Annotated in this window: 1 protein-coding gene; it reads left to right on the plus strand. The window is 59.6% G+C overall.

All coding sequences use genetic code 11. The annotated features are described in order from the left end of the window. Positions 1-432 precede the first annotated feature (432 nt). Positions 433-1,527 carry a carbohydrate-binding family 9-like protein gene (locus QZ302_RS09765; RefSeq protein ID WP_294594887.1) on the plus strand — a complete coding sequence of 365 codons (1,095 nt, stop codon included), beginning with the start codon at positions 433-435 and terminating at the stop codon, positions 1,525-1,527. Positions 1,528-2,572 lie beyond the last annotated feature (1,045 nt).

Raw genomic sequence — 2,572 nt, forward strand, 5'->3', positions numbered from 1 at the left:
CTTCATCGACCAGCGAGACCAAGGGAATGTATTTACACTTTGGCCAGAAGGAGTTCAAGACCAATGACGCGACACCCCGTGCCAACGGTCTTCAGTTGCGTTGCCTCTCGGAATAAACGGGGACGCTCGGCACCCGAAAGATGGCAGCCTCAGCTTAAACAACCGGCAGCCTCACCCCCAACAACTCGCGGCCGGAGCCAGTGTAGGCCAAACGAGCATCGCGAAGTGGCGGCCCTACGCCGGGGGATGGCTCCGGCCCGCGCGACCCTAAAGGGTCGCAGGAGCTCGGCCCTACCCATGACCTAAAGCTCTCTAGTTCGACCTGTCGCCCATCCTCCCGAACGGCAAAGCCGCTGGGCGACAGAGCCCTGACAACTGCCCTAAACCGTAAACTCAAAAAATATTTTTCAAACACTTAACCCAACTTTTTACGTGAAAAAATCGACCCTCCTTTTTTGGACAGCCGGTCTGTTGGCTGCTTCCGCCTCCGTGCAGGCCCGACAAACTACAATGGAATTCGGCACCCCTTATCCGTTCGACCCGCCCCGCTACGTCTGCTACCGGGCGCCCCAGGAGGTGACCATCGACGGCAATATCGACACCCCGGAGTGGGCCGATGTACCGTGGACGTCCGACTTCGTAGACATCGAAGGCACCCGCCGGCCGGTGACGCCGCGCCATCGGTGCCGGGCCAAACTGATGTGGGACGACCGATATCTGTACATCGCCGCCGAAATGATCGAGCCGAATCTGTGGGCGACCCTTACGGAGCGCGAATCGGTGATTTTCCAGGACAACGACTTCGAAGTCTTCCTCGATGTGGCGGGCAGCACCCACCACTATATGGAATTCGAGGTCAATGCATTGGGCACCGAGTGGGATCTGATGCTGACGCGGCCTTACCGGGACGGCGGGGCACCGCTCAACGCGTGGAACATGAACGGAATGCGGTCGGCGGTGAAGCTCTACGGCACGCTGAACGATCCGTCGGACACGGATGAAAAATGGACATTCGAGATGGCGATTCCGATCCATACGCTGCTGGAGGTTCGATACGGGAAACGCGAGATCGAAGCCGGCGAACAGTGGCGGCTGAACTTTTCGCGCGTGCAATGGCTGTTGGATGTGGTGGACGGAGCATACGTCAAACGGCCGAACCTGCCGGAAGACAATTGGGTTTGGGCTCCGAGCGGCAAAATCAGCATCCACGAACCGGAATACTGGGGTTTTCTGCAATTTTCGACCGTGACGGCCGGCAAGGGCGAAACGCCGTTCGTCTGGAACCGGAACGAAGAGGTCAAATGGGCTCTCCGGCAGCTCTACTTCCGGCAGCGGGAGTTCCGCAGCTCGACGGGGCGGTGGGCCTCTACGCCGAAAGAGTTGAAAGCATCGGACATCGAGATCGAAGGACTCGCTTTCAGACCGACGGTGTATGTGGCGGGCGACAGCTACCGCATCGTGGCGCCGGGGTTAGACGGCACATCGTGGTACATCGACCAGCAGGGCTACGTGGGCGAAGGGCGATAGGCTTTCGAAACTCTGTATACAAAACGGGGTTGAAGCAGAGTTCTGCTCCAACCCCGTTTTCATACCCCCTGTTCATATCCTCCTTTTTGTATTCTCACCTCAATCCGCCCCGGGCTACCGCAGTCGTCTTTCGGGAGCGCTGAACAGCATCGGCAATCAGGGATACAGTTGGTCTTCGACGTTCAACAGCACCAATGGCATGTGCATGGACTTCAGCGTAGGGTGGCTCAATGCCAAAGCGGCGAACTACCACGGCTACGGTTTTCAGTTGCGTTGCCTCTCGGAATAAATAGGAAGACGCTCTCGGGTAAAATTCGGGGTAGAGGCGGCCCGGTTCGAGTGCCGAGCGGCACCGCCCCGGGCGCCCGCGGGTACGACACGGGAACCGTATGGGGAGTGGGCAATTATGCGTTTTGTTGGGCTTCTGTTACGAACGGAATCTACGGCCAAAACTTAAATAGCGATTCGCGGGGGTTATATCCCAACAGCATGTCATATCGTGTTCACGGTCTTCAGTTGCGTTGCCTCTCAGAATAAACGGGGAAGGAGTGGCCGGTGACAAGGGGCCGGGTCTACCCTAAAAACTAAGAGTTGCCTCTACCCTACTTTTTTAATTTGACTTAGCGGGCCGGACGCCCGGGAGGTACAGCAACTCTCGACGCGCAAGCGGCGGTTGCGGGCCGCCCGTGGGCAGACGTCCGGCCCGCGCGACCCGTTGGGTCGCAGGAGCTCGGCTTTTTTCTGTTGGGTTCGTCCTCGGGCGTGCCCCCTGGCGCCCGCCTTCGGCGTTCGCTGCGCGCCGAGGACGGCGATTCCTCGCGGAATCGTGCTATTCGCTCTTAGCCTATAGCAATTCGCCGCCAGCGGGGAGTGCAACGAGCCCCGACGAGTGCAGTCCGCCGCGTGGGGTGGCGGCGAACTGCGCGGCTCAAAGAGCCGCAAGAGCTCGACCCCAAACTCGCCCCAATTCTCCGCCCCGTGTCCGCCTCACTGCGGCTCCGCTTACGCTCCGCCGCATTCCCGTCGCCCGCTGGGATTTCATCTC

The sequence above is a fragment of the uncultured Rikenella sp. genome (assembly GCF_910579375.1).
Taxonomy (GTDB): Bacteria; Bacteroidota; Bacteroidia; order Bacteroidales; family Rikenellaceae; genus Rikenella.